General features: G+C 40.8%; 25 protein-coding genes. 2 read left to right on the top strand and 23 right to left on the bottom strand.

All coding sequences use genetic code 11. The annotated features are described in order from the left end of the window. Window positions 1-18: 18 nt before the first annotated feature. Entirely contained in the window at window positions 19-165 is a 147-nt protein-coding gene (locus GN217_RS12930) for a hypothetical protein (protein WP_156857091.1), read from the bottom strand. A gap of 191 nt (window positions 166-356) precedes the next feature. Between GN217_RS12930 and GN217_RS12925 the strand changes: the two genes are divergently transcribed. Beyond that, window positions 357-1,433 (top strand): NAD(P)H-dependent flavin oxidoreductase, encoded by a 1,077-nt coding sequence (locus GN217_RS12925; RefSeq protein WP_156857090.1) that lies wholly within the window; start codon window positions 357-359, stop codon window positions 1,431-1,433. 40 nt (window positions 1,434-1,473) lie between these two features. On the opposite strand, the gene GN217_RS12920 is transcribed toward GN217_RS12925, so the two are convergent. The 9 genes from GN217_RS12920 to GN217_RS12880 form a co-directional block, all read right to left on the bottom strand. Continuing rightward, entirely contained in the window at window positions 1,474-1,959 is a 486-nt protein-coding gene (locus GN217_RS12920; protein WP_198042655.1) for a competence protein ComK, read from the bottom strand. A gap of 157 nt (window positions 1,960-2,116) precedes the next feature. Continuing rightward, window positions 2,117-3,853 carry an ABC transporter ATP-binding protein gene (locus GN217_RS12915; RefSeq protein ID WP_156857088.1) on the bottom strand — a complete coding sequence of 579 codons (1,737 nt, stop codon included), beginning with the start codon at window positions 3,851-3,853 and terminating at the stop codon, window positions 2,117-2,119. Window positions 3,854-3,894: 41 nt separating this feature from the next. After that, the gene (locus GN217_RS12910) at window positions 3,895-4,695 is read right to left on the bottom strand and encodes a DUF4097 family beta strand repeat-containing protein (RefSeq protein WP_156857087.1); all 801 of its coding nucleotides are present in this window, start codon (window positions 4,693-4,695) and stop codon (window positions 3,895-3,897) included. Then, window positions 4,688-5,248, bottom strand: a complete 561-nt coding sequence (locus GN217_RS12905; RefSeq protein ID WP_156857114.1) for an HAAS signaling domain-containing protein — start codon at window positions 5,246-5,248, stop codon at window positions 4,688-4,690. The genes GN217_RS12910 and GN217_RS12905 overlap by 8 nt, the downstream gene beginning before the upstream one ends. Window positions 5,249-5,251: 3 nt before the next feature. After that, on the bottom strand, window positions 5,252-5,569 hold the full coding sequence (locus GN217_RS12900; protein ID WP_156857086.1) for a PadR family transcriptional regulator: 318 nt from the start codon (window positions 5,567-5,569) through the stop codon (window positions 5,252-5,254). Window positions 5,570-5,876: 307 nt separating this feature from the next. Then, window positions 5,877-6,755, bottom strand: a complete 879-nt coding sequence (htpX, locus tag GN217_RS12895) for a protease HtpX (RefSeq protein ID WP_156857085.1) — start codon at window positions 6,753-6,755, stop codon at window positions 5,877-5,879. A gap of 179 nt (window positions 6,756-6,934) precedes the next feature. Continuing rightward, on the bottom strand, window positions 6,935-7,483 hold the full coding sequence (locus GN217_RS12890) for a DUF1648 domain-containing protein (RefSeq protein ID WP_156857084.1): 549 nt from the start codon (window positions 7,481-7,483) through the stop codon (window positions 6,935-6,937). Window positions 7,484-7,607: 124 nt separating this feature from the next. Further along, the gene (locus tag GN217_RS12885) at window positions 7,608-8,888 is read right to left on the bottom strand and encodes a molybdopterin molybdotransferase MoeA (RefSeq protein WP_156857083.1); all 1,281 of its coding nucleotides are present in this window, start codon (window positions 8,886-8,888) and stop codon (window positions 7,608-7,610) included. Window positions 8,889-8,981: 93 nt separating this feature from the next. Beyond that, window positions 8,982-9,545 (bottom strand): hypothetical protein, encoded by a 564-nt coding sequence (locus GN217_RS12880; protein WP_156857082.1) that lies wholly within the window; start codon window positions 9,543-9,545, stop codon window positions 8,982-8,984. Between the two features lie 157 nt (window positions 9,546-9,702). On the opposite strand from GN217_RS12880, the gene GN217_RS12875 reads away from it, so the two are divergent. Continuing rightward, the gene (locus GN217_RS12875) at window positions 9,703-11,880 is read left to right on the top strand and encodes a DNA topoisomerase III (protein WP_156857081.1); all 2,178 of its coding nucleotides are present in this window, start codon (window positions 9,703-9,705) and stop codon (window positions 11,878-11,880) included. Window positions 11,881-12,106: 226 nt separating this feature from the next. On the opposite strand, the gene GN217_RS12870 is transcribed toward GN217_RS12875, so the two are convergent. From GN217_RS12870 to GN217_RS12810, 13 genes are all read right to left on the bottom strand, one after another. Continuing rightward, window positions 12,107-13,126, bottom strand: a complete 1,020-nt coding sequence (locus GN217_RS12870) for a DUF1646 family protein (RefSeq protein WP_156857080.1) — start codon at window positions 13,124-13,126, stop codon at window positions 12,107-12,109. A gap of 343 nt (window positions 13,127-13,469) precedes the next feature. After that, a complete protein-coding gene (arcC, locus tag GN217_RS12865) occupies window positions 13,470-14,426 on the bottom strand; it encodes a carbamate kinase (RefSeq protein WP_156857079.1) in 957 nt (318 codons plus the stop codon). A 360-nt stretch (window positions 14,427-14,786) separates the two neighbouring features. Continuing rightward, window positions 14,787-15,437 carry a B3/B4 domain-containing protein gene (locus tag GN217_RS12860; protein WP_156857078.1) on the bottom strand — a complete coding sequence of 217 codons (651 nt, stop codon included), beginning with the start codon at window positions 15,435-15,437 and terminating at the stop codon, window positions 14,787-14,789. Window positions 15,438-15,608: 171 nt separating this feature from the next. Further along, entirely contained in the window at window positions 15,609-16,040 is a 432-nt protein-coding gene (locus GN217_RS12855) for a VOC family protein (RefSeq protein ID WP_156857113.1), read from the bottom strand. A gap of 20 nt (window positions 16,041-16,060) precedes the next feature. After that, window positions 16,061-16,924, bottom strand: a complete 864-nt coding sequence (locus GN217_RS12850) for a putative RNA methyltransferase (RefSeq protein ID WP_156857077.1) — start codon at window positions 16,922-16,924, stop codon at window positions 16,061-16,063. A 153-nt stretch (window positions 16,925-17,077) separates the two neighbouring features. After that, entirely contained in the window at window positions 17,078-17,941 is an 864-nt protein-coding gene (locus tag GN217_RS12845) for an MBL fold metallo-hydrolase (protein ID WP_156857112.1), read from the bottom strand. 155 nt (window positions 17,942-18,096) lie between these two features. After that, window positions 18,097-18,741, bottom strand: a complete 645-nt coding sequence (locus GN217_RS12840; protein ID WP_156857076.1) for a DsbA family oxidoreductase — start codon at window positions 18,739-18,741, stop codon at window positions 18,097-18,099. Then, complete coding sequence (locus GN217_RS12835; RefSeq protein ID WP_156857075.1) at window positions 18,741-18,899, bottom strand: hypothetical protein; 159 nt, start codon at window positions 18,897-18,899, stop codon at window positions 18,741-18,743. The genes GN217_RS12840 and GN217_RS12835 overlap by 1 nt, the downstream gene beginning before the upstream one ends. Window positions 18,900-19,227: 328 nt before the next feature. Continuing rightward, window positions 19,228-19,773 carry a hypothetical protein gene (locus GN217_RS12830; RefSeq protein WP_198042653.1) on the bottom strand — a complete coding sequence of 182 codons (546 nt, stop codon included), beginning with the start codon at window positions 19,771-19,773 and terminating at the stop codon, window positions 19,228-19,230. A 301-nt stretch (window positions 19,774-20,074) separates the two neighbouring features. Beyond that, window positions 20,075-20,473 (bottom strand): hypothetical protein, encoded by a 399-nt coding sequence (locus GN217_RS12825; RefSeq protein WP_156857073.1) that lies wholly within the window; start codon window positions 20,471-20,473, stop codon window positions 20,075-20,077. Between the two features lie 88 nt (window positions 20,474-20,561). Continuing rightward, complete coding sequence (locus GN217_RS12820) at window positions 20,562-21,041, bottom strand: hypothetical protein (protein ID WP_156857072.1); 480 nt, start codon at window positions 21,039-21,041, stop codon at window positions 20,562-20,564. Window positions 21,042-21,141: 100 nt separating this feature from the next. After that, window positions 21,142-21,750, bottom strand: a complete 609-nt coding sequence (locus GN217_RS12815; RefSeq protein WP_156857071.1) for a hypothetical protein — start codon at window positions 21,748-21,750, stop codon at window positions 21,142-21,144. 24 nt (window positions 21,751-21,774) lie between these two features. Continuing rightward, on the bottom strand, window positions 21,775-22,218 hold the full coding sequence (locus tag GN217_RS12810; protein ID WP_156857070.1) for a hypothetical protein: 444 nt from the start codon (window positions 22,216-22,218) through the stop codon (window positions 21,775-21,777). Between the last annotated feature and the right edge of the window lie 13 nt (window positions 22,219-22,231).

The raw sequence follows: 22,231 nt of genomic DNA, 5'->3' as shown, positions 1-22,231 counted from the left end.
AATATTTCTAAGACCCCTTCAGTTTTCTATCGGTACGTTATGATTGGTTTCTTTCTGAAATATCATCCGATACACCAATCCTTTATATTTTAAATCCAATAACAATGCAATCGCAAGCCCAACGAAGGCAATGCCGCGATACATATTTTTCCGTTCTGAATTCATCCTTTTCCCTACCTTTCACTTCAAGGCTGTCTTAGTAAAATAACATTCCTATTTTATCATTTTTTATTTTTACTTACAATTGAGTAATTTTTGTAAATGTACTGGACTTTCCTACCTGCCTAATTTTTCAATTTACTCTAAACTGGCTTATACTACATATAGATTAAAAATAATGGAAGGGAGAAGGAAACATGATTTATGATAATTCAATTACAAAAAAACTTGGCATAACCTATCCCATTATTCAAGCAGGCATGGCGGGAGGGATAACGACACCCGAGCTCGTTGCCAGTGTCGCAGAAACCGGTGCGCTTGGTACGCTTGGAGCAGGTTACTTAACACCGGAAAAAACGAAAGAAGCCATCCAGAAGATCAAGCAGCTCACCCACAAACCGTTTGCGGTGAATTTATTTATTCCAGAACACCCGACTTTTTCCGATAAAAAAATTAAACAGGCCAATCAGTTACTTGCTCCTATTCGTAGGGATTTAAACATGGAAGAGCAAATACAACTACCTGAAATGAACAAGGATCTTTTTGAACAACAAATTGAAGTATTAATCGAAGAAAAGGTCCCAGTTTGTAGCTTTACCTTTGGACTGCCCCCTAAGAAAATTGTCCGTCGCTTAAAAAGTGAAGGAATAACATTAATCGGTACAGCAACAACGGTAAACGAAGCACTTGCCAATGAAGAACAAGGTCTTGATATGGTCGTTATGCAAGGGAGTGAGGCTGGCGGACATCGGGGGACATTTCTTGGTAATTTTCAATCCGCGATGATTGGGACGATGGCACTTGTTCCACAAGCAAAGGACCTGGTGAACATCCCGATAATTGCCGCAGGTGGGATTATGGACGGACGGGGGGTACTGGCCGCTCTCATTCTTGGTGCAGAGGCTGTACAGATGGGAACGGCATTTGTCACAACCAAAGAGAGCGGCGCCCATCCCCTCTATAAACTAGCGATTCGTGAAAGCACTGAAGAGGCAACAACCGTGACAAAAGCCTTCAGTGGAAAACCTGCAAGAGGGATACGAAATACATTCATTCAGAGCCTTGAAAATAGGGAACATCATCTGCCGAATTATCCGATTCAGAACATGTTGACACAAGAGATTCGGAAAGAAGCAGCAAAGCGAAACCGTCCGGAATATTTAGCTCTATGGTCGGGTCAACACCCACGTTCCAGCACGGACAAACAAGCAGAGGACCTGATTCAATCCATCCTTTCACAAATTGAAGACCTTATGGGTAACTTAGGTCTCTAAGTAAGGAAAAAGAGGGCGGCTTTACGAAGCTGCCCTCTCTTTAATAGCTCAATGCCTGTCCTGCATCAAATTTGTCGATACATTGCTGTGTACGCTTCATCTGCTTATCTAGGGAATAGCAAGATGTCGTAAGTGATAAAGACGTCCCGTCGACAAAATGTACTTTGGATTTATTCAACACAGACTTCTCACTGATATCCTCGATACTCTCGATGCGATGATAAAATAGCCATATGCAGTCTGGGTGTGAAGGTGACATGGTAGGAATCGCATAGATACCGAGGGCTGTATTGATCGGGAGAGGTACTTTATATTTAAAACCTAATTTCTCTCGAATTAATTGAGTACTTCCTTCATAAGTTAAGAATGTTTTAGAGGCGCTTTCTTTAATAATGTCAAACGGGGGCTTTTTTACGTAGTGTTTCCCTTCAGAGGTTAAAACAATGGTGTCATAATGTGTGCTTCGCCCCGGAAGAAGTGCATTGTCATTTTGCGTAATGGTGTAGTTTAATAAATTTTTTTCCAATTGAATAACTCCCTTCCCGCCTAATTCATTAAGTACTTTAGGCTAGTTCTTATTGCATATTTGACACCGATTATATGAGTATTGGGAATTATTTGCAAGCCAATTTGTGTGTGCAAAAAAATAACCAGCCAAGATGCTTTTCTTAGCTGGTCTACGCTTATTCATTCAATTGCTGCTCAGCAAATTTCCGATATAAATCATGAGTTGCAATCAACTCTTCATGTGTGCCTAAACCGGTTATTTTTCCTTTTTCAATAAAAATAATTTTATCGGCGTTAACAATGGTAGATAACCTGTGGGCAATCACAAAGGTTGTGCGCCCTTCCATCAGACGGGAAAGAGCTCGCTGAACAGCGTGTTCCGACTGACTATCCAAGCTTGCTGTTGCTTCGTCAAGCATCAATATTTTTGGATCGCGCAGGAAAGCACGCGCAATATTAATCCGTTGCCTTTGCCCTCCAGAGAGCTTTACTCCGCGCTCCCCGACTTCCGTAGCAAGACCATCTGGAAAGCTACGGATAAACGTCGCTGCATAAGCCATCTCTGCGACCCGCCATAAACGATTATCCGGAATTTTCTCCGCATCATCCAAGCCATAGGTGAGATTATCACGAATTGTTCCAGCCATCATTGCACTTTCCTGGGATACATAACCGATCTGGCCCCGCCAAGATGCTAGAGAAAGCTCACGAATCGGGGTATTCCCAATTCGAATCTCACCGCGGACTGGTTCATAGAAACGCTCAAGCAAGCCGAATAACGTCGTTTTCCCACCGCCACTCGGACCAGCAAAAGCGATCATCTCTCCTGGATGTGCTTCAAACGTGACATCCGCTAGCACCACTTCTCCTTCGTCATATCCAAAGGAAACGTCATCAACGTAAATTGATTGCGTACTAATATCCCTCGTGATGCCAACCTGTCCTTCCTCTTCTTCCAAGTCCAGAATTGCAATAATCCGCTCCGTCGCACCTTTTGCCTTTTGAAGTTCTGTGAAAAACATCGCAAACGATGTAATCGGAAAGATGATTTGAAAAAGATAAAGTAGAAAAGCAACGAGCGAACCTGTTGACATCGTACCTTCCGAGACACGGATACCGCCATACCCGATAATCACGACAATGACAAACATCATAATCGTATAAATTAGCGGGCCTATCAAAGCAAATACTTTCGCTTCTCTTAACCCTAAGCGGTACAATTTACGAATCCCTGATTTACCTTGGTTTTCCTCCACTTCTTCCGCGGTGGATGATTTCATTAAGCGGACTTCACCTAACGTCTGCTGGATATTTCCGGTGAATGTCGCCGTCTCATCCTGCATCTTTTTTGAAATCTTCGCCATCCTTGAACCGAGCGGCATCATAATCAAGAATGTTATCGGAACTGCAAGCAGCATCAGCAAGGTCATCTTCCAATCCATAATAAGCAGAATAACAATCGCTCCAATAATCGTAATGATACCCGTGATAAACTGCGGAAAATGGTTGGAGATTAAATCTTTTACTATTCCCGTATCATTTACGACCCGGCTTACCGATTCGCCGCTCGGTGTTTTATCAAAATAACGGACTGGCAAACGAAGCAGCTTAAACCACATCTTTTCCCGTAATCGAGCGACAATCCGCTGACCGACTGCGGCTAAAATATAAGTCGATAATCCATCTATAACCGCCTGGAGAATAAAAACGACTATGATTGTAATAATTAGCGTCGTACTAAGTGCCTCCAATGTAAATCCATCAACCAGCTTCCTTGTTAGGAGCGGAATGGCAAGGTTCACAAGCATCGTCAGCATACTTCCGATTAATCCTGCCACAAGTGCCCACTTTGAAATCTTTGTTGATAGGATTAGTTCTATAAATGGTTTGATTCCTGATTGTTTCTCTTTCATCTGCATTCTCCTTAATTGTTAGAAAATCACGGAGGAAATTTTTAATGATCCACGACTACTTTTCCATTTACCGTCTGGATCTTAATAAGATTTTCCCCATCTCCAAACGTACGATGCTGGCTACTACTCCCAAAGATAATCGCTTTTCCGTTGACCACTTCAACAATAATCTCTGCATTATCAGGTTCTTCCTCTACCTGAACATTGATCTTACCATTCACTGATTCGAGGTCAACTGGATGATCTAAGCTTTTTGCCTCTACATTAATCGTACCATTCGTAACTTCAGCCTTTAGTTCTCCCGATATATTCACTGCACTTATTTTCCCATTTTCAGACTGAATTGTCGCGGTTTGTGTATTAAGATTCTCTAAAGACATCTTACCATTTGTCGATTCGGCAGAAATGATATCACTGTTAAGATTTTCAATCCTTACTTTCCCGTTCGCAGTTTTTGCTTTCAAGGAATCATAATCCTTTTCCGGCAAGTAAACTCTTGTCACCGCTGATTTCAGCGAAAAGTCGAAACTAAAGAACTGAAGAACTTTCTCCTTTATAGTCACTTGAAGTATCCCGTCTTCCACTTCCGCCTTGTAACGATAACGAGAATTATTTTTCGTATCCTTTATAAATTCAACCTTTGTCACGTTGTCAGTTGTCGGTACGATTTCAATAGTCGAATTATCCGTCTCAATTACGACATCTGAAATGGTATCTGTGAAGGTCCTTTCCTCTTCAACCGTTTCGCCAGCACTAAGAGATGGATACGTGAACAATGCCCCGCCAAAGCCAATTACCAACAGTACTACCGCAATGAGTGCGATTCTTCTGCGATTAAGCATACTTCATTCCACCCTTCACCATTCTGACGTTAAATTGAAAATATTTCACAAACCAATGCTTCATCCATCCCGTAACGGCGTACATACAGATTCCAATTAATAATCCTGCCCCTGTTAGTCCGATGGAAATGAATATATTGAATGGCTCGAATATCTCGGGATAAATAAGTGTGTTAATCAGAACACCAACTAGAGTAAGTGAGAAGGATACCGCAACAACCCAGCCCGCAAATAACAGAGACGCAAGTGCGATGAGTGGACCTGCAACAATCAACAGATTAAAGAAACTTAACGAGATAACTGCCCAAAATGCGCGGAAGAAATTTCTTGTCGTACCACTTTCCTGAACAGCGTCCACATAATATACCGCAGAAAGTTCTTTCCCGAGCTGTTCTGGTGAACCGAGTGAAGAACTGATTTCTTCTTCTGTTTTACCATCCGCAAGTCCATTTGAAAAATATTCCTCGTAATCATACAAAATATCATCCCGTTCATTTCGTGGAAGTGTTAAAATTGCTTTCTCCAACTTGCTTAAAAATTGTCTCTTATCCATCATTTATATCCCCTTTCCTTCTATTAGGTAATTAACACCTTCCGTAAACATCCACCATTCCTCAAGTAATTCCTGAAGATACTCATTACCTTCTTTCGTTAACTTATAATACTTCCGAGGTGGCCCTTCTGATGACTCTTGTAAATATGTTGTTGTGTAACCTTCCTTTGTAAAGCGCCTTAACAAAGGATATACCGCACCTTCCGATAGTTCTATATGACGAGAAATATGTTGTACAAGTTCATAGCCATATTGATCTTTCTTATCTAAAAGAACGAGCACACATAGTTCCAGCACACCCTTTTTAAACTGTACATTCAACCCGCTCACTCCCTTGATGTATTTAGGTATTATATATTATATAATACTATATTGTATATGTTACTGTTCAACAAATAATAGCAATTAAAGTATAGCATTTCCCTTTTCACCTGTCACTAGACCTGAAGCATGATTTCCGCATACAACTTGAGACTTAGCAAAACAGAACGAAGAAAAAGCCAAGACAAGACCAGGAAAACTGCTCATATAACTGAACTTGATGTCATGGCTTTACTTTAGCCAATATGGTAAAGAAATAAAGATATAAAAAATGGCACATTCAGTTTTTCTGAACGTGCCACTCTAATTATTGCAAACGTCTTATTCTTTCTTCCAAATCCGGATGAGTAGAGAAGATGTTCGATTTTTTCTTGCCATTAATTTTGAGCGTGGCAATCGAAGTATCTTCTTCTGTTTTAATGCGGTCACTGTAAGCGCGCAATGACTCTAGCGCATGTCTCATTTTATCTTTCCCTGCAAGATCAGCCCCGCCCCGGTCCGCATGAAATTCTCTGTGGCGAGAGTAAGCGAAGACAACAAGACTTCCTAAAATAGAAAACACTAGCTGAAAAACAATAATCGCGATAAAATGGACGATCGGAGCAATTTCTTCTCTTGCAAAGCGCGATGCGATAAAAGCCACAATCCTAGCAAGAAAAACGACGAATGTGTTAACGACACCTTGAAGCAGGGTCATTGTCACCATATCTCCGTTTGCTATATGAGCGACCTCATGAGCAAGCACACCCTCGATCGCAACATCATCCATTTCTTCCAATAAACCGGTTGAAACAGCGACAAGTGAACGTTTCTTTGATGGTCCGGTCGCAAAAGCATTCACTTCTGGTGAATCATAAATCCCAACCTCAGGCATATAGGTTAAGCCTGCAGCTCGCGATAAACGATGAACTCTTTCAACAAGTTCCTGTTCATATTGAGTAGCCGGTTGATCAGGATTGATAATCCGAACACCCATCATTCTCTTTGCCATCCAGCGCGAGATTAACAGAGAAATAATGGAACCGGTAAACCCGATAATCGCACTTAAGATAAGTAGTGTACCGAAATCAATTCCATTTGTTGTATTTAAATAATTCAATCCACCTGGTATTAAGTTAACGATTATACTAATTGTAAGTAGGACTAAAACGTTCGTAAGTAAGAAGTAAAAAATCCGCTTCCCCATCTTCCACACCCTTTATCTTTGATTTTCTTTTCTCAATTATATAGGGTATCACGTGATGCTACAAGCAGGAAGTACAGATTTAAGCAGCTTTTTCCTGCCATACAAGTAATAATAGATTGGCAAAGCTAGAGAAGGGGAAATACAGCATACGTGACGCCTTATCAAATTGAACGGGCCATTCAAGTGCGGTTCCTGAATGGACCAATTTTTAGGTTGCGATAAATTTTCAAAGTATAGTAGATAAAGGGAAAGAATACGAGAATAATCATCACTTCTACACCGAAACCAAGCCCATTTTCTTTCCCTAGCCCATTTTGAATAATATCGTAGTAAACACTCGCAAACGTCAGACTGATTGCCAAGTTAGAAACTGCTAGCATTCTTGCAGTATTTCGTTTAACGGTATGGATCTCACCTTCCGTTAGCTCTTCCTTTTTCAAAAAGGGAATATTCATGAATTGCAGACTGTCCGCTTTATCCGAACGAATGATTAAATAATAATTCAACACAAAGCAAAGCAGAACGGTATGGAAGTTAAGCAATATCAAGCCGAATAAAGTACCCTTATGTCCCCAGCCATCCGCTTCTCCAGCCATATTAAAATGAATGGGAATCTCCGTCGGCAGCTTGCTATAAGAAATAGAAACATAAGTTATCATGCTGAACATCACGATGAATGTCAGTAGATCAAGTACAGGCGAATAATACTGCCGAATATTTCTCCACATGAAATCAACCTTCCCTCATGTATATATCCAATTATAATACGAAATAGAGCCCGATCGAGATTCATGGATGCAAAGGAACTGCTGATCCCTTTCATTTAGCATAAGTGAAACTTTCATCTGTCTCTCATCCTTTATCCGCGAAAAAATCTTCCATTGAAATACTTTCTTTAGAATCCAGTAAGATTACTTCTACCTGCTCTCCCTTCTTTGATTCTTTCCTTCCCTTTAAGAAAACAATCAAGCAGTCCGCTTCAGCAAGAGAAGAGACAACACCTGATTTATCCAACCCGCTCGGAGTAGCAAAGAGCGTTCCATGCTTCAGCTCGAGCTTGCCACGTACGAAACGGTCAAACGGATTCTTTTTTAGAAAGTCCGCCCCAAGAATAGCCGTTGTTCGCGGTGAGAAAGGGTGCCTAGCACCTAAAACCGCACGGATGAATGGACGCGCGAGGAGTTCAAAGCCGACGTAACAGGCAGATGGATTCCCTGACAAGGCAAAGATAAGCTTCCCGTTCTTTTCCGCCACTGTCGTCACACTTCCCGGACGCATTCCGATCTTATTAAAGAGCACATTGGCACCGAGTCGATTGAAAATCTCCGGCATAAAATCATAATCACCTACAGAAACTCCACCTGTGGTAATCAGGATATCCACCTTCTTCAAGTTTGTTGTGATACTTTCAAAGTTCGTTTCCAAGTCATCGCTTAGTTTCCCAAGATAAATTGGTTCTGCCCCAGCCCGGAGTGCTTGAGAATGAATCATGTAGCCGTTACTATTTCTTATTTTCCCTGGCTCTAGTGGGTCATCCAAATCCAACAATTCACTTCCCGTAACGAGAATACCTGTCGCCGGCCTCTTTCTAACGGGAACTTGCGTGTAACCGAATGTCGCAAGCAACGCAATAACACCCGGATTTATATACTTTCCAGCTTCAGCAACAACCGTCCCTTGCTGCACATCTTCCCCAGTAAAAGATATATTTTTGTTCGCCTTCATTGGTCTCCGAACTTGTATATGAGGATTATCGTCTATTTTGATTTCTCTCACAGCTTCAATCATAATAACTGCGTCACAGCCATCAGGAATTGCCGCACCGGTCATAATGCGGACAGCTTCTTTTTCCCCAACCGTTCCAGAAAATACTTGCCCCGCACCAATTTCTCCCACAACCTTGAGCACACTCGGATTATGGGTTGTTGCTCGAGCAGTATCGCTTGAACGTATAGCAAATCCATCATAGGGCGAGCGGTCGAACGGTGGAACCGGGTGATCGGCAACTAAGTCTTCCGCCAGATAAAAACCGGTTGCCTCAAGTGGAGAGAGGTATTCCATTTCACCCGGATTTGCAAACTTCATCAATCTTGTAACCGCTTCCTGTAATTGAATCGACTTTCTTTCAAACATTCCGACACCCCCGTTTCCTATAATTATAGCATACGCAATGAAACTACCTCCAAGCGTGGGACAGGGGGTCAGAGCATCTGTCCCATTTTTCGTTCACTCTTCTTCCTCTTCCGCCCATACTTTAAAATCAACCTTTGCCTCAAGTTCCCTTTGAATGGTCCCATCAGAGAACGCTGTAGTAGCGGTCACCGTATAATATCCAGGTGGGAAATCCCGCCGTTTTTTAAAATCTTCAATAAATCCCGCATACTGCTCACCATCATCTTCAAAAGAAAAGACTCCTTGCTTTACATACTTCTCCCGGTACGGCTCCCCAGCTGCAAGCTTCGTCTCTATATGAATATCCTGCACAGCAAACGGAAGTTCATAGTCCCGTACCTGTTCCTTGATCTCAAATAATACCGCTGAAGAAGCATGGGCAATCTCGACTTCACCTTCACCGATATATATAATTTCTCCATATAATTCCACTTCTTCGCCCGCTTCATATTCCTCCTTGCCACTTACAAGCCGGAACACAAAATGGTCTTCTATCGTTTCATCAAACGTTTGTTTAACTTCATAGCCCTCTAACCCTTCATTTGTCACTTCATTAGCTGCCCTGCAGCCTGCGAGTATAAAAAGGAAGCATAATAACACAACTCTCATTTTCATCAAGCAAGCCCCTCCCCTGTAAAATTAAAATACATTACATAGTAAGACGGTTATAAGCCGAAATAGGTTTCATTCTTAGCTAACATCATAAGTAACCAACCACGCGTATATATGTTAAAGTAGAAAGAGACATCTTTTACGAGAAGAAAGGATTGTACAAATGAGTAAAACAGTAGTACTAGCTGAAAAACCTTCTGTCGGACGCGATATCGCTCGTGTTCTGCAATGTAATAAAAAAGGGAATGGGTACCTTGAAGGACCCAATTATATTGTAACTTGGGCCCTCGGTCATTTAATTACGCTCGCCGATCCGGAAGTGTATGATGATAAATATAAAACATGGAAGCTAGATGATCTTCCAATGCTTCCACCCCATTTGAAATTAGTTGTAATTAAGAAAACTGGAAAACAGTTCCAATCCGTTAAAAGCCAGTTGAACCGGAAAGATGTGAAGGACATCGTTATTGCAACGGATGCTGGGCGCGAGGGTGAACTTGTTGCCCGCTGGATCATCGATAAAGCAAGAGTCAATAAACCAATTAAAAGATTATGGATTTCCTCTGTCACAGATAAAGCGATTCGTGACGGATTCAAGAAACTGCAGCCAGGTGATAAATATAAAAATCTTTACGCCTCCGCTGTTGCTCGCTCTGAAGCAGATTGGTATGTTGGCCTGAACGCAACCCGTGCTCTTACAACGAAATTCAATGCTCAGCTATCCACAGGGCGGGTACAGACACCAACACTTGGCATGGTTGCGGCAAGGGAAAAAGAAATCAATGAATTTAAACCGAAAACCTACTACGGTCTGCAGGCGAAAGCTACCGGTGGAGTCACGTATACGTGGCGGGATGACAAAAATAATTCCCGTATTTTCCAAAAAGAAAAAGCAGACAAACTGTTCCAATCCTTAAAAGGTGAAACACTGACGATTGAACGAATCGATAAGGCTGCCAAGAAAAAATATGCTCCGCAACTTTATGATTTAACCGAGTTGCAGCGAGACGCAAACCGACTATTCGGATTTTCTGGTAAACAAACCTTGTCAATTATGCAAAGCCTTTACGAGCATCATAAAGTGTTAACCTACCCAAGAACCGATTCAAGAGTAATCTCAACGGATATTGTTCCAACATTGAGCGAGCGGCTCGAAGCATGTGGAATTGACCAATATGCCCGAGAGGCTCAGATGATTCTTAGAAAAGGGATTAAAAAGCTCCCGAAGTCTGTCGTGGATAACTCGAAAGTAAGTGACCACCACGCCATAATCCCTACTGAAGAGCCGGTCTATTTGTCTAATCTCGATGCAAAAGAACGCCGCATTTATGATTTAGTCGTCAAACGTTTTTTAGCTGTCTTAATGGACCCTTATGAATATGAACAAACAACAATTCATGCAAGGATTTCCGGAGAAGCTTTTACAGCAAACGGGAGAATCATTAAAAACCAAGGCTGGAGAACACTTTACGATCGGAACTTTGATGAGGAAGATTTTGATAATCAATCCCTTCCAAATGTAAAACAAGGAGACACATTCACAAATTTCACCCTCAATCTAACGAACGGTGAAACAAAGCCACCGGAACGATTTACTGAAGGCGCCTTGTTACAAGCGATGGAAAATCCCGTTCGTTATATAGACGCAAATGAAAAACATCTTGCCGGCACGTTACAGAAATCAGGTGGGATCGGTACTGTCGCAACACGTGCGGATATTATCGATAAACTCTTTAACAGTGAATATATGGAATTAAGAGGTAAGCATATTTTCATTACGCCGAAAGGAAAACAATTGCTTGATCTCGCACCGGAAGATTTACGCTCCCCTGCTCTAACCGCTGAATGGGAACAGAAGCTGAGTCTTATTGCTGACGGGAAGCTGAATAAAAATAAATTCATCGCAGAGATCAAAGATTATACAAAAGAAATTATTCAGGAAATTAAAGCGAAGGATGCAACATTCAAACATGATAATATTACCGGAACGAAATGTCCGGATTGCGGTAAATTAATGCTTGAAGTGAGGAACAGACATGGTCGCATGCTCGTCTGTCAAGATCGTTCCTGCGGACATAAGAAGAACATCGCAAAACGCACCAATGCCCGCTGCCCGAATTGCCATAAACGCTTGGAACTGCGCGGGGAAGGCGAAGGTCAAATCTTCACCTGTTCTTGTGGTCACCGGGAAAAACTTTCCACCTTCAACAAAAGAAAGCAACAAGAGAAAAAACATAATGTATCGAAACGAGATGTCAACAAATATCTTAAAAACCAGGACGACGGCTTTAAAAATAACGCCCTCGCTGAACAACTCGCAAAACTTAAAAATAAAAAATAGCACAACTGGCACAACAGCGCCTTCCCCAGTCACACTACAATCGGGACAAGGGGTCAGTGCATTTGTCCCACTGCACTACAAAACCCCGTATTGGATTTTTTCCAAAACGGGGTTTTATCACGTATTAACGGTCTATAATACCCCCATCTCTAAACAAAAGGGTAAACCAAAATGTCAAGGTTGGGGGATATACAGTCCGTAAATATACGTTATCTTTTTCCATTCATTAAAATGTAAATAACATAATGATGAAGTAACCAACCATTGCTACCAAGCCTACTGGTACAGCAAATTTGGCATACTCAAGACTTGTAATCTTCAATTTACCCGCAGCAATGATGTTCGGGATATTACCAGGGATGAGCATTCCACCACTAATCATCAGCCCCATTAAAATAGCTCGGATTGTCGATCCATCCATTGCAGGGCTAATTTCTGCAGCCGCTAATGTAGCGTTATCCAAAATCGCTGATAAGATGTTAATCCAGTACAAGATCAACGGACTTAAACCAAGTAAATATTTTTCAATAAACGGCTCAAATCCAGCACCTAAAAATGTTAAAGCCATAACAAATAAGTAAATCTTCGCACTTCGGATAACAATTTCCGAGTAAGATTCAGCCTCTGAGTCATCTGCTGAGCCTGATCCGTCGTACTCACCAGGAACTTTGACGGCAAAGGCTGCTGCAATACCAAAAAGTACAACAAATGGAATAACAGAAGAACCGACCAGTCTTAGAAGATAAAAGAAATCTTCATTAAGTTTGCCAACTGTAATAGTTGATAACGGTTCACCAATTGGTGTCAGTGCAGCACCAAGACCAATCGCAAAACAAGCTAAAATAACAAGTCGAATTTCCGATTTACGATCCAGTCGTAAAATAGCGACAATCGAAGCAAGAATAATTGCGGCAACAATCGCTGTAATAATACTGGAAATAAGACCTAAAATAATAACAAACAATGCAATGAAAACACGATATGGCATCGCTTTACTGATTGAAAGTGTCCCTTTCTCAATTGGACCTTTAAACCAGCGGAACAAAAGACCTGCAATTAAAACAGCTATCGTAATGTTAATCGGGTGCACCAATGCTTCTTTAATGAGTGGCCAATCCAAGACTTGACTAACGAGTACAGAAGCTACCCCCATAATAAACAGGAATATTTCCAGATTTTTTTCCACCAATTTTGTAAATGGCAGAAATAGAACTAAAAGTAAAATAATGATTAATCCTACAATCATGAAGAACTCCCCTTTTCACATAATTCCAATAGTTTTCTATCTACTTCTTGCATATCTTATATGTAAACTGCTAAATGACGAACTCACATCATACAAACCTAGCCCAGCTCCCCCCTCATCACTTATTTTAATAACACAAATAGGAGTCTGAAATGGGCATACTACGCCCTTGGTGACAGACTCCTCCTTGGTGGTGCTCTTATCAACTTTTTGGCTACTAATAGTTTAACTTACTTCGTCCAAAAAATAAAGGGCAAACTATAAATTTATTCGAAAAACGTATCTTTATGACACGAAGGGCCCTAATTCTTGCCCTATAATCATTCGGAGCTACCGCGCGCTCCTAAACGCATGCTTGCGCTTTTGGTTTTATATGTGTCCCTATTTTTCCTTGCATGGCTTGGTCGGCTTGATCAAGGGAGCAGATGATGGCGCGTTTTCCGGTTTGCGCGAATTTGATTGCTGCTTCCATTTTAGGCCCCATGCTGCCTGCTGAGAAGTGCCCTTCACTTACATATTTATTCGCTTCTTCCAACGTAACTTCGGTAAGTATTTCTTGATTAGGTTTCCCGTAATTGATATATACATTTTCTACATCCGTTAAAATCATGAACAAATCTGCATTGATTTCTTCTGCTAACTTAAAGGCGCTGCGATCTTTATCGATAACAGCATCGATCCCTTCATACGTTCCATCGTCTTTTTTTACAACAGGAACACCACCGCCACCACTCGCAACGACGATTGTTCCCATTTCCGATAATTGCTGGATCGTATTAGATCCGATAATCGACTTCGGTTCTGGTGAGGCTACCACTCTTCTCCAACCTCTTCCCGCATCTTCTTTTACCGTCCAGCCTTTGTCCGCGCTTAACTGTTTAGCTTTCTCTTCCGAATAGAAGACACCAATTGGTTTAGATGGATCGTCGAAGTCTGGATCATCAATTGAAACTTCCGTCTGGGTTAACATGACTGTAACCGGAGTTTCATTATTTAATTTTAGCAGTTCGTTTCTTAATGCCTGTTCAAGCATATAACCTATAAATCCTTGGGATTCCGCACTGCAGATAACGAGTGGCATGGATGGAACAACATGCTTTGCTTCCTCATTCTGCCTCAAAATGTTACCTACCTGGGGACCATTCCCGTGCGTAACGACGACCGTATGTCCTTTATTAATAATCCGTGCAATGACCTCTGCACTTTTACGGACATTTTCAAATTGTGTTTCAAAGGTTGCTTCTTGCCCTGGTTGTAAAATTGCATTTCCACCTAACGCAATAACGATTCTTTCTCCCATTGTGTTTCCTCCTTAACGCCAAGAGACCAAGCAGGATAAAAAACTTATGTATCAAAATCCGAACTGTGACCCATTGACCATGCTAATTGATTTTAGTTTATACCCCGAATTTTGTCAGAGGATTTTTCCTTTAAGATATAGAATATCATAAATTCCCTTCATGCTTAATATTTTTTTGGATTTTTTATGGAAAAAGGAATAGTTGGTTGGAATGGAAGTGCGAAGGTGGAAATGTTTCGAACAAAAAATCCACAAGCTCTTGAATCAATACAATCTAAGTCATAAGATGTGTGGAAAATGATATCCCATAAGTGGACAAAGAAAGAGAGGTTAATCTTTAGAACCTCTCTTTTTAATTTTTTATTTACTTGTCATAATAATTTCCGTCTGGATTGCTGTTGCATCTGTAAACTGCTCAAGTAACTTTCGATATTCCGCTAACCACTTTTCCAATTCTTCTTGTTCCAGGTGGAAAGCATAGATTACACTCATAACCTCCCGCTTTCCCTCCTGAATCATTGCCCGTTTACTATCGCTCGTAGGATTGCCAAAGGCTCCCTCTTCATCAAATAACACGGGCAGGTTTTCAATATTAAGATTAGATTTCCCAATCCCTTCATAGCGTTCACCTGCTGGAGCCGGACGCAATTCAATCTCTCCTTTAAGAGCATGTTTATCATAAGAACCAACAGAATATCCAGAGCGAATGGAAATTAAATTATTGATTTCCACTACATTATTGATTTTATATAAGCCATTTCCTTTCACAATCCGGCGCAGCATCGCTTCAGCCGCATTACGGTACTGAGAAGGAGATTTTCCTAAAGCTTTGTAAGCTTCCCGCGTCTCCCGAATATGAGGAATCTCTGCAATCTCGCTCATCTCATAGCGCGAACCAATCTCCTTTACTGTCTTATCAAAATAGCCAACTAACCTCTCATAACTCTTCTTCACATCAACAACATAACGAACAACCCCAAGCATCGCCCCAGGAATCAAAACCCTCACCATCTCACCCCCCCTATTGGGACAGAGGGTTGGGACAGAGGGTCAGAGCCTTTGTCCCATTTTTACCTCTAGTTCTTATATTGCCATAAGTTTCAGGACCGGGACAAGGGTCAGAGCAACTGTCCCACCAAAAGTGGGACAAGTGCTCTGACCCCAATGTCCCGATGTGTATTCTTAAAATTGTTCTTCTTCCCAGAAATCCAGGCTTTCATCATGAGTAACTTCCTGTTTCATCTGATGAATCATCCATTGGTACCCGTATGGATCAATAAATATGGCATTGGTGATACCGTAATCCGGGAGTTCAGTCACTGGCTGTATTTCAGTACAGCCCGCTTCCAATGCTTTCTTATATGTTGCTTGAATATCTTCAACTAATACATTAAACCAGATTGTCCGCGGATCATCCGGTGTCGGGGCTTTCAACTCGAAGGTCGGATTTTCATCCAACATATGAAAGTGGACGTCATAGAGACTGAAGACAACCTCATTCTCTCCTTTAGGAAAATCAGATATTTCAATCGGTTCCACATCAAAAACCTTTTCATACAACTCCAATGCCTTCAGACTATCTGTCACGACCATATCAATTTCTACGCCGCCAATCATACTGCACCCACTCCTTCTTATCTGTTCTTACCAATTAAAATAGATAAATCAATCGTTATTTCAAATTGTTCCCGTTTTCGTAAATTATTAATCGATTCTTTGTCTGCATTCCAAGAAAGAGGTGACATTTTAATTAGATCATTGAGTTCCACTTGGTTTAGCGACTTCGTATATGTCAGTTCCTCCGTCTTCACATCAGAAAAATGCTGCTTGAAAAGTGAAATCGTCTCTTCATTCGTAAAGGAATGCTTTCGCTCATCTAAAATCGCCTCACGCAGTTCAATTAAATAGTTCTTACCTGGGACCACTTTGATCATTAATCCATTCTCTGCTAATACCCGTTTAAATTCCTGATAATTCGCTGGAGACAATATATTTATAATGACATGAAGGGCATCATTCTTGATCGGTATGTTTGCCAAATCACCAACAAGCCACATCACCGTATCACATTTACTTGCAGCGAGCCGAATCCCTTCTTTGGAAATATCGATACCAATTCCAGTCACTGAGCCCTCCTTTTGATCTAAAGTTTTCGTTAAATGGGACCCCTCTCCAGCTCCCGCGTCAAGCAGAAGGGCACGAGAATGACGTTCAGTTTCTGCCTGGATTACCTCTAACAACCGTCTATGTAAGGGATCGTATAAATTATGCTTCATGATGATGCGCTGCCTAGCAGCAAATAATTCCTTGTCATAATTAACCTTCATTGAACGGGTCAGCATATTGATATACCCTTGCTTGGCAAAGTCAAACGTATGCCGATTCGAACAAATCATACTTTTATGATCTACAACTTCTACCTTTCCGCCACATACTGGACAAATAAATATATTCGCATGCTCATTTAATAATAACGCAGCATTTTCTTTACGGGACAATCATACTCCTCCTATAGAAAGGCAATCATTTTCTAAATTTAGTTCACGTTTAACCTGTCCTAACATATTTTTTGAACTTGAAAACCCGCGGGTTTAAACGCGGGGGTTTCAAGGTTATTATAATGATAAACACTTTTTACTGTCAAACAACTTCTAATGTTCACCATCCACATATCTTCCGTAATCAGGTATCGCAATTTTATCAAAGTCACTCACTAAACGCGCCAGTCCTTCTGTTAGTTCCTGTCCCTCAACAGGGACTCCATGACCTGTCACTGCGACAGAAGGATTTAATTCTTGAAGTTTTTTCACAGATTCCCACGCTGCATTCCAATCCGTCGTTAAATATCTTGGAGGGCCATTGATTTCCAATTCTTGCGTCATTACCTTATATAAGGATTCTTGTTTCACCGTGACAAAGGTATCTGCTGCAATAAGTGCGCGATCTTCTTCCCGGAACAGTGCAATTTGTCCCGGTGCGTGACCTGGAGTATGCACCCATCTCCATTCCGGCATATGTGGAACTGTACCGTCTGAAGGTAAGGCTTCTACATGACTGCCTAAATCTACAGGGTCCGTTGGGAACATAGGTGACATTTTTGCAACAAGCCCACCCTCCACCGTCCCGTCCGGATCCGGATAGCTTTGCTTACCTGTTAAAAATGGCAACTCCTTCTCGTGAGCATATACTTTCACATCCCATTTCTCCACTAAATCAACAACAGCCCCAACATGGTCAAAATGGCCATGTGTCAAAATAATTGCTTTGGGCTTACTGTCCGCACCGAAACGCTCTTCTATTGCCTCGATTATACGGCCTGATGATTCAGGCATCCCGGTATCAATCAATACAAAATCATCCGCACTGTCACCAACCAAACAAATATTTACGATCTGGTTTGTATAACAATATAAATCAGGTAGAACTTTAACTCCTACTCCGCTTGCTATGGAATACATGGGAAGAAATTTATTCTCCATCGCATCGTACATATCATTTTCGCGATATCCGCTCATCAAACCACCACTCTCCTGAAATGTTCCGGTTTCTCGCTACTCGAAACCACCATGATTATTATTTGTGCAGACAAAAAAAATTATGTATAGTGACGATATCTTTATAAGCTAAAAGAAACGAAAAACTCGTAGCTTTTCGTTTCTTTTCTCCTTATTTATTGTCCATTCTCTTCCAGCCAGACTTGTTCCAGCACTTGTTTAAACTGAGCAACAGGCTGTGCACCCGATACCCCATATTTATTGTTGAACACATAAAATGGAACACCTTGAACACCAACTTGACCGGCTTCTTGGATATCCTGATTTATTTTTTGCGTATAGCTTTGATCCTGAATGCTCTCGCGTGCCGCTTTTGCGTCAACACCGACTTCAGCAGCTAAGCGCCCAATCGTATCTTCATCACTAAGCAGTTCCGCTTCAGCAAAATGCGCTTTATAGAAGCGTTTGAAAAATTCATTCCCTTTCCCTTGTTCTTTCGCATATTGGAAAGCATGGTGAGCTGGAATAGTACTTGAAAATTTCGCAGTATCATAATCAATGACAATCCCAGCATTATTTGCCATGTTTACAACGTTTTCAAACATTCCTTTCGCCTGCTCAACAGACGTCCCCTTTAAATCAGCAAAAGTCTCATGATAATTCTTATCAGGATTGTGAGCTGCGTCTGGCGAGAGAAGGAAGCTCTTATATTCGATTTCAACTTCACCCTTGTGTTCAAATTCTTCCAATGCTTTTTCTAAATGTGCCTCACCGATATAACAAAATGGACACATGAAATCAGACCAAATCGTAATCTTCATTATTTCTTCTCCTTCTCTTTATTCACCGGACCGCATATTCCAGTTTCCATATCACAGACGAATCCACCCGAGGCACCAAGCTCAAACCCTTCTAATTCTTCAAGCGGCTTCAACTCAATTGGCTTTAATTTTGGCGTTTCCGTTACTTTTTTATCCAATGCTTCCCCTCCATTGATTTATTAGACATTTAATAATTGTTCAAGCATGAGTTTTAATGTTCTACTTTTAGTATAGATTATGTTCGCCAGGTAAATACAGTAATGCGCTCAAAAAAGCTTGCCATGGGTTAACTGATGCAAGCTTTTATTGAATGTGATTTTTTCTAATTTCCATACCATCTTGGTTATAAAGTGGTGCTTTGTTTAAAATCATTAACTTTGATTCTACATTTTCCGTCTGACGATACTTCCAATCGGTAAAATATCTATTTATAAATTACTCCTTTTTTATCTTCCATTTATATATATGTTAAGACTTATGGCGTTTTTATTTTATACTTATTTCGTTTTCAATAAACCCATTTAGCATCTTTAATCTCCTGAAAGGTTTCATAAAAAGTATTATAAATAGAGCCGAAATACTGAAAAAACCAATTAGTAACGGTTGTATCCTGTTAATTGAAAAAAACAAAGCAAAACATAGAATAGCCACGATTACTCCAAATAAACAAACATAGATTTCAATACGAAATTGTTTTTTTGCTTTCATTGCAAATTCCTGCAAAGTAAGACCATCAAATATAACTTTCCGTTTTGTATCCTGAATATAATAATTATCGTAAACCATTTTTGCAATGATGTAGCCTATTATGAAAGCTGCTATGAATAATATAGTATTTACGAACGGTCCTTTATAAACTTGGTAAATACGATCAAGATACTGTGACCCAAGTAACACCGCCAGAATTACTAGATAAAACATTGCAAATGACTTTTTTCCATGTTGTAATTTATACATATGGCTATTTTCATGGTCATAAAAAAGAGTATACAGCTCTTTCTCTCTATAAAAAGGAATTAATTTATAATTCACCATTTCACTCCTCAAGACTCTCTTATCAACTAAATACAGAACCTAGATTACCAAAGAATCCAGAAACGGCTTCTCCTATTTCTTTAGCCGTCTCCCCTATATTAGAGGTGAATTCTTTTCCTAAATTCACTACACTACTCCCAAGCTCTAGTGCTTTATCTAGACTCTTTGTTATTATAAATCACATTAAAGAGCATACTTCCACCAATACGTTGATGCAATTGGTTTAGCGCAGACACCCATCCCTTTTCAAGTAAGCTGCATGTCTCGCTGAAACCTTTAAAGTCATGACCAAATCAAATCAGATCGAGTTTTGCATATTCTTCATTCCAGCTGCAAACACAATGTGTGCTCCTGCAATCATATACAATACGCCCACCCCCACAACTGGTAAAGCAGGGATCCCCAAGAGGATTAACGTTATACCAAGTCCCTTTACCGGCATGACAGAAACCCGTTTGCTGATCAAGAGACCTGCAATGCCTAAAACAATCAGGTAAAATAAAATTCCCATCCAGAATTGAAAAGCTGACGGATAACTGGCCATTTCCCATATAGTCACAATATATTGCTCCCCATTGAGAGTGATAGATACTGGTTTCACCATACTGATGAAAAGCATGACGCCTGCGATAATTAGACAAATCATTCCGCCGATTTTTGATAACAATCTTCCTGTCCTTAAATTCTTATTCCTCATTACATCTCCACCTTTATTTATGAATATCTCCTATTTGCCGATTGCTCTGCATCATCTTTCCAATGTCCTACGATTAACCCTCCACATACTAGGATTCTTCATTTTTCTTGAACATACCTGCTTCACGGAAAATTTTCCGGAAATGAATCGTCATCATCACCAGGCTTGCGGCAAAGAGAACATATCCCGTCCCAATCAAGTATGGGGCAGCGGTATAAAAAACAGACCAGTGAATATTGCCCGTGACAAGGGCATCGATATAATCATATTGATAGATTTGGAAAAAAATTAACGCACCGCCACCGATATACATCATCACCATCAACAAAATATAAGGGATTTTCGAGTGAGTATTTTTCTCAAAATCAACCGCAGCTTTCACCAGTATATGATTAGCCCCCTGCGCTTTCCTGTTCTTTCCGAATGAAATGATCTTCAGGAATAGATTGGGAATGAACACAAGCAACATGATAAAGATGGATATATATCCAATCGGAAGGTTATATAGACTGATTCCATTGATGAAGAGACTTAAAAAGGCTGTGAGTAGCACATATCTTGCTTTCATCCCGCACCTCCATTTCTGTCTACACGGCATACCTTGTTTCGATGTACGCCATATCGCTTTGTTGAAAAGAGCCTCACTTGCTGTGAGGCTCTATCAATGTCTACTGATCTACCGTTTCAAAGTTGAAGTTGTTAAACTCCATCACAAGGTTTTCCTGACTGATGGTGTTCATCACATCGATTTGCTCTTGTGAAGTGACTGGCAGGAAAATTGGTAATGCTGCATTAGTTTCTAACACTCCTGCATTTTCCTCATCCAATGTGACTGGGAAGTCCTCCCAGACCATATCACCTTCTGTGCTGCCTAACGTGATATCAAACGTTATATTTTTCACTGGTGAACCGAGCCGATTCACTCCCAGGAACAGCATTTGCTGATTCCCCTCCGCATCCTCCACCATGGAGACCGATAGCAAGGAAAAGTCATTCGGTGTACCAAACTTGGAATTTTCTTTAACGAATTCATTCAGCTCCTGATAGATCTCACTATTTTCAATCGTGACTCCTGCCTCTTCATCCACTTTCGTCACTTGTAATGTCAAATCTTCTACTTCTCCCTGATTCCCTTCTGATTGTCCGTTACTTTCTTCTACCTGCTCCGTGGTCTTTTCCGTCTGTCCGCTGTCGGATTCAACTTCTTCCGTATCTCCATCGGTACAAGCGGATAAGAATAATACTCCGACTACTAGGATACCAATTATCTTCTTCATACTTCCTATCTCTCCTAAGCTTCATTATTTATCAATGAAATAATGATATAAAATTTGGTCTAACGTTCCCTTTTGCACCTTTCCTTCAGCGAATGTCTTCACTTTAAAGAATCCAAACAGGCCGACGAAAAAGATGATGGGAATCATAAATATAATACAGCTGACACGATTCATGACAATCAGCCTCCGCAATTTTTCGTCTGCAATTTCATGTTGCTTCGTTTCTCTCAAAAAAGCCAGACAGGAGAACCAAGTGATCAGGTAGAATACTAGAATAATCGAAAAGCCGATACTTAAGCCAATCTTCAACACCTGGATGGAACCCTCATATGTATCCGGCAGGAAAACTCCTGTTAAAGCAGTAATAACCACCGTTAGTGCAAATATAATCGGAATAATGATGCCTAGACGGGCAGCCTTCCTGGACGATGTGATTAATAGAGTCCATAGTTTGCTTTCATCTGTCATCTTACCGGCTCCT

It is taken from the genome of Oceanobacillus sp. AG, from assembly GCF_009746545.1.
Classification (GTDB): domain Bacteria; phylum Bacillota; class Bacilli; order Bacillales; family Amphibacillaceae; genus Oceanobacillus; species Oceanobacillus indicireducens.
This window is presented reverse-complemented; position numbering and strand designations above follow the sequence as displayed.

Bases quoted from the DNA above. Each gene is read 5' to 3' on its own strand.
- GN217_RS12930 (WP_156857091.1), bottom strand. From the start codon at position 165: ATGAATTCAGAACGGAAAAATATGTATCGCGGCATTGCCTTCGTTGGG.
- GN217_RS12925 (WP_156857090.1), top strand. From the start codon at position 357: ATGATTTATGATAATTCAATTACAAAAAAACTTGGCATAACCTATCCC.
- GN217_RS12915 (WP_156857088.1), bottom strand. From the start codon at position 3,853: ATGAAAGAGAAACAATCAGGAATCAAACCATTTATAGAACTAATCCTA.
- GN217_RS12910 (WP_156857087.1), bottom strand. From the start codon at position 4,695: ATGCTTAATCGCAGAAGAATCGCACTCATTGCGGTAGTACTGTTGGTA.
- GN217_RS12905 (WP_156857114.1), bottom strand. From the start codon at position 5,248: ATGGATAAGAGACAATTTTTAAGCAAGTTGGAGAAAGCAATTTTAACA.
- htpX (WP_156857085.1), bottom strand. From the start codon at position 6,755: ATGGGGAAGCGGATTTTTTACTTCTTACTTACGAACGTTTTAGTCCTA.
- GN217_RS12890 (WP_156857084.1), bottom strand. From the start codon at position 7,483: ATGTGGAGAAATATTCGGCAGTATTATTCGCCTGTACTTGATCTACTG.
- GN217_RS12885 (WP_156857083.1), bottom strand. From the start codon at position 8,888: ATGTTTGAAAGAAAGTCGATTCAATTACAGGAAGCGGTTACAAGATTG.
- GN217_RS12875 (WP_156857081.1), top strand. From the start codon at position 9,703: ATGAGTAAAACAGTAGTACTAGCTGAAAAACCTTCTGTCGGACGCGAT.
- GN217_RS12870 (WP_156857080.1), bottom strand. From the start codon at position 13,126: ATGATTGTAGGATTAATCATTATTTTACTTTTAGTTCTATTTCTGCCA.
- arcC (WP_156857079.1), bottom strand. From the start codon at position 14,426: ATGGGAGAAAGAATCGTTATTGCGTTAGGTGGAAATGCAATTTTACAA.
- GN217_RS12860 (WP_156857078.1), bottom strand. From the start codon at position 15,437: ATGGTGAGGGTTTTGATTCCTGGGGCGATGCTTGGGGTTGTTCGTTAT.
- GN217_RS12845 (WP_156857112.1), bottom strand. From the start codon at position 17,941: ATGAGCGGATATCGCGAAAATGATATGTACGATGCGATGGAGAATAAA.
- GN217_RS12840 (WP_156857076.1), bottom strand. From the start codon at position 18,741: ATGAAGATTACGATTTGGTCTGATTTCATGTGTCCATTTTGTTATATC.
- GN217_RS12825 (WP_156857073.1), bottom strand. From the start codon at position 20,473: ATGAGGAATAAGAATTTAAGGACAGGAAGATTGTTATCAAAAATCGGC.
- GN217_RS12820 (WP_156857072.1), bottom strand. From the start codon at position 21,041: ATGAAAGCAAGATATGTGCTACTCACAGCCTTTTTAAGTCTCTTCATC.
- GN217_RS12815 (WP_156857071.1), bottom strand. From the start codon at position 21,750: ATGAAGAAGATAATTGGTATCCTAGTAGTCGGAGTATTATTCTTATCC.
- GN217_RS12810 (WP_156857070.1), bottom strand. From the start codon at position 22,218: ATGACAGATGAAAGCAAACTATGGACTCTATTAATCACATCGTCCAGG.